At 75.3% G+C, this 4,739-nt stretch carries 3 protein-coding genes; 2 read left to right on the top strand and 1 reads right to left on the bottom strand.

Going from position 1 to position 4,739, the window contains the following annotated elements; genetic code table 11:
• The coding region (locus CCN29_RS29075; RefSeq protein WP_442538544.1) for an RNA polymerase sigma factor at positions 1-1,224 on the bottom strand (1,224 nt) is incomplete at its 3' end.
• Positions 1,225-1,939: 715 nt separating this feature from the next.
• Between CCN29_RS29075 and radA the strand changes: the two genes are divergently transcribed.
• Both radA and disA read left to right on the top strand, forming a co-directional pair.
• Positions 1,940-3,352 carry a DNA repair protein RadA gene (gene radA, locus CCN29_RS29070; protein WP_006129589.1) on the top strand — a complete coding sequence of 471 codons (1,413 nt, stop codon included), beginning with the start codon at positions 1,940-1,942 and terminating at the stop codon, positions 3,350-3,352.
• A gap of 69 nt (positions 3,353-3,421) precedes the next feature.
• A complete protein-coding gene (disA, locus tag CCN29_RS29065) occupies positions 3,422-4,546 on the top strand; it encodes a DNA integrity scanning diadenylate cyclase DisA (protein WP_031020135.1) in 1,125 nt (374 codons plus the stop codon).
• Positions 4,547-4,739 lie beyond the last annotated feature (193 nt).

Here is a 4,739-nt window from a genome sequence, read left to right as displayed (position 1 = left end):
CCCGGCGCCGGCCACCTCGACGACCTCCACGGACACGTCCGGCGCGCCGTCGGCGCCGAACCGGGTGCCGGGGCGGGGCTGGGCGTTGCCGGCGTTCTCGTATCCGGCGCCGCCCTCGCCGCCGTCGAAGTCGACGGTGCCGTCCTCGCGGGCGGTGGACGGGCCGCCGCCCACGCCCTCGCCCACCGGGGTGCCCCGGTAGGCGGCCCACAGGGCCAGCACGGGCGCGGCGACGACCGTGGCGACGACGGTCGTGGTGACGGCACGCGCGCGCAGACGGTCGCGGCGGGCGACCCGGTCCTTGGGGTTCATGGGGAAGCCGCGCCGGTCGAAGCGGGGCGCGCCGCCACGCGCGCGGGGGTGGTGCGCGAGGGCGGTGTGCAGCGTGGCCGCGGGCGCCGGCACGAGGGGAAGGGTGTCCGGCGTGACGCTGGTGCCGGGCCACCGGCCGGGGACGGCGCGCTCGGCGGTGCGGCGGCAGCGCGGGCAGTCGTCGACGTGGCGGACGAGTTCGCGGCGCAGGGTCGTGCCGAGCACCATCCCCTGCTCGCCGGTGAGGTGCGCCACGCCGGGGCAGGCGCCGGTCTCCACGACGGCGAGGGCCGCGCGGGTGCGCTCCACCTCGCAGGCGGCGGTGGCGAGCAGTTCGCGCGCCGCGGCGGGCGCCATGCCGAGCACGGCGGCGACCTCGTGGGCGGCGAGGCGGTGGCGTACGGCGAGTTCGAGCGCCTCCCGCTGCTCGGGGCTGGTGCCGGCGGCCTCCGGCCAGGCCAGCGCGGCGAGTTCACGGCGGCGCCGCTCCTGCTCCTCGGGGGCCACGGCGGGGGCGTCCTGGTGTCCGGCGGAGGCGCGCTGCCTGCCGGAGCGGCCGCCGGCGTGGGAGGCCTGACGCTTCTGCCTGGCCTCGGCCAGCGTGCGCAGACACGCCCAGCGGGCGAGGGCGTACAGCCACGCGCGGAGGCTGCCGAGTTCGTCCGGGACGTACCGGTCGCGGCGCTCCGCGAGGTGGAGCGCGTCCGCCAGGGCGGCGGTCGCCGCCTCGTGGTCGCACAGGACGGACAGGCAGTAGGTGAACAGGCCGTCCAGGTGCGGCTCGTAACGGGCGGCCGACCGCCGGGCCACTGTGCGCGCGGCCGCCCAGTCGCGCGCTTCCCGGTGCGTCCGGTCGGTTCCGGTCGTACGGGGGGACGTACGGGTCGAGGTGTCCGGGCCGCTGCTCGTCATTCGGCGACCGTAGGCGTCCCCGGCCGACGCCTTCCGGCGCCGTGCGCACTTTTAATCCGTACGGGTGAAACGATCCCTCAATCCGGGGACAGGAACCTTTCCCCACCGCGTGAGCGGCCACGACGCGGGCGGGTGCGGGGCACCTGCGGTGCCGGGGCGACACGGACACCTGCGGTGCCGGGGGCGCCGTGTCCCGCGTCCGCCCGGCGGGGCGCCTGACTCCGGCCGGCCGGACACCCGGACGGATCGCGCCCACCTGGCCGCACGGTCCTGGGGAGACGTCCGACATCACCCGGGCCCGCATCCGGAGGGCGCCTCCTCGTCCTGTGGGCTGCCGGGCGAGGGCGGAGCCCGGCACGGACCACACCGCCGGGCCGCCGCCCGGAGGAACGGCGCAGCCGACGCAGCGGGCGCTCGGGGCTCCGCCCACCGAGCCCGGCCGCGTGTCAGGCAGGCCGGCCGCCGGGCGCCCGGCCGGCGCACGGGACCCGGCCGACGAGCCCGAGCGCGTGGCGGGAAGACCGGCCGGTGGGCCGCCAAGCCCTGACTGCCCGACCGGAGTGCCGCCCGCGTCGAGGCGGCGGGCGCCCCGCGTGACGACCGGTCGCGCCGACCGGCGCAACGGTGCCGCCTGACCGGCGGTCGAAGAGGGCACGCGCCTCCGCCGGGGCGGGGGCGGACCCCCGGTGTCAGAGGGGGCCGTTACCTTTTGGGCATGGCTGCCCGTACCAAGACGTCCAAGGACCGTCCGTCCTACCGCTGCACCGAGTGCGGATGGCAGACGGCCAAGTGGCTCGGGCGCTGTCCCGAGTGCCAGGCCTGGGGGACGGTCGAGGAGTACGGTGCGGCGCCCGCCGTGCGGACGACCGCGCCGGGGCGGGTCACCACGTCCGCGCTGCCCATCGGGCAGGTCGACGGGCGGCAGGCCACCGCCCGCTCCACGGGCGTGCCCGAGCTGGACCGGGTGCTCGGCGGCGGGCTGGTGCCCGGCGCCGTGGTGCTGGTCGCGGGCGAGCCGGGCGTGGGCAAGTCCACCCTCCTGCTGGACGTCGCCGCCAAGTCCGCGAGCGACGAGCACCGCACCCTGTACGTCACGGGTGAGGAGTCGGCGAGCCAGGTGCGGCTGCGCGCCGACCGTATCCACGCCATCGACGACCACCTCTATCTCGCCGCCGAGACCGATCTCGCCGCCGTGCTCGGGCACTTGGACGCGGTGAAGCCGTCCCTGCTGATCCTCGACTCGGTGCAGACGGTCGCGTCCCCCGAGATCGACGGCGCCCCGGGCGGCATGGCCCAGGTGCGCGAGGTGGCGGGCGCGCTGATCCGCGCCTCCAAGGAGCGCGGGATGTCCACGCTCCTCGTGGGACACGTCACCAAGGACGGCGCCATCGCCGGCCCGCGCCTGCTGGAGCACCTGGTGGACGTGGTGCTGCACTTCGAGGGCGACCGGCACGCGCGCCTGCGTCTGGTCCGCGGCGTCAAGAACCGCTACGGCACCACCGACGAGGTCGGCTGCTTCGAACTGCACGACGAGGGCATCACGGGCCTCGCGGACCCGAGCGGCCTCTTCCTGACCCGCCGCGCCGAGCCGGTCCCGGGCACCTGTCTGACCGTCACCCTGGAGGGCCGCCGCCCCCTGGTCGCCGAGGTGCAGGCGCTCACGGTGGACTCGCAGATCCCCTCCCCCCGCCGCACCACCTCCGGCCTGGAGACCTCCCGCGTCTCGATGATGCTGGCCGTGCTGGAACAGCGCGGCCGGATCAGCGCCTTGGGCAAGAGGGACATCTACTCCGCGACGGTCGGCGGCGTGAAGCTCTCCGAGCCGGCCGCGGATCTGGCCGTCGCCCTCGCCCTGGCCTCGGCCGCCAGCGACACCCCGCTGCCGAAGAACCTCGTCGCGATCGGCGAAGTGGGCCTCGCGGGCGAGGTGAGACGCGTCACGGGCGTGCAGCGCAGGCTCGCCGAGGCGCACCGCCTGGGCTTCACGCACGCCCTGGTGCCGGGCGACCCGGGCAAGGTCCCGGCGGGCATGAAGGTAACGGAAGTGGCGGACATAGGGGACGCGCTGCGGGTCCTTCCCCGCTCCCGTCGGCGAGAGGCCCCACGGGAGCAGGAGGACCGCCGGTAGACTTTGCCCAGGTCTCGCCCGTCCGTACGAAGCGCGGGGGCGCCCAGAACCTGCGACCGGAGGAGTGCAGTGGCAGCCAACGACCGGGCAGCAGCTCCCGGAAAGTCCGGTGGGAGTGCCGGTTCCGATGGCCTGATGCGCGCCTCGCTGAGCGCCGTGGCACCCGGTACCGCCCTGCGTGACGGCCTGGAGCGCGTGCTCCGCGGCAACACGGGCGGGCTCATCGTGCTCGGCTCGGACAAGACCGTCGAGGCGCTGTGCAGTGGCGGCTTCGTGCTGGACGTGGAGTTCACCGCGACCCGGCTGCGCGAGCTGTGCAAGCTCGACGGCGGCATCGTGCTGTCCTCGGACCTGTCGAAGATCCTGCGGGCCGGCGTCCAGCTGGTCCCGGACCCGACGATCCCCACCGAGGAGACCGGCACCCGGCACCGCACCGCCGACCGCGTGAGCAAGCAGGTCGGCTTCCCTGTGGTCTCCGTCTCCCAGTCGATGCGCCTGATCGCGCTGTACGTCGACGGCCAGCGCCGCGTCCTGGAGGACTCGGCGGCGATCCTGTCCCGCGCCAACCAGGCGCTCGCCACCCTGGAGCGGTACAAGCTCCGTCTCGACGAGGTCGCGGGCACGCTGTCGGCGCTGGAGATCGAGGACCTGGTGACGGTCCGGGACGTCTCCGCGGTCGCGCAGCGGCTGGAGATGGTGCGCCGCATCGCCACCGAAATCGCCGAATACGTGGTCGAACTGGGCACCGACGGCCGTCTTCTCGCCCTCCAGCTCGACGAGTTGATCGCGGGCGTGGAGCCGGAGCGCGAACTGGTCGTGCGGGACTACGTCCCCGAGCCGACCGCGAAGCGCTCCCGCACGGTCGACGAGGCGCTGCACGAGCTGGACGCGCTCACCCACGCGGAGCTGCTGGAGCTGCCGACGGTGGCGCGGGCGCTCGGCTACACCGGCTCCCCGGAGACGCTGGACTCGGCGGTGTCGCCGCGCGGCTTCCGCCTGCTGGCGAAGGTGCCGCGACTGCCCGGCGCGATCATCGACCGCCTGGTGGAGCACTTCGGCGGACTGCAGAAGCTGCTCGCCGCGAGCGTGGACGACCTGCAGACGGTGGACGGCGTCGGCGAAGCCCGCGCCCGCAGCGTCCGCGAGGGCCTCTCCCGCCTGGCGGAAAGCAGCATCCTCGAACGCTACGTCTGACGAACGCGCCCCGAAGGGGCGCGGGGAACTGCGCGCCCAGCCCCCACCGGGCCGTCAGTTCACCGCGTGTCCGACGGCCAACGACGTCAGTCAGCCTTGAGCACGAACGACGTCCGCACCTTCTCGAACCCAGGCGCCTTCGCCTCGACCAGATACGTACCCGGCTTCGCCGCCCCCGCCCGAGGCGTCGCGC

This window comes from Streptomyces pseudogriseolus, from assembly GCA_002154585.1.
In the GTDB taxonomy this organism is placed as follows: Bacteria; Actinomycetota; Actinomycetes; order Streptomycetales; family Streptomycetaceae; genus Streptomyces; species Streptomyces pseudogriseolus.
The sequence above is the reverse complement of the archived record's forward strand: the minus strand, read 5'-3'. Positions and strand labels throughout refer to the sequence as shown.

Bases quoted from the DNA above. Each gene is read 5' to 3' on its own strand.
- radA (WP_006129589.1), top strand. From the start codon at position 1,940: ATGGCTGCCCGTACCAAGACGTCCAAGGACCGTCCGTCCTACCGCTGC.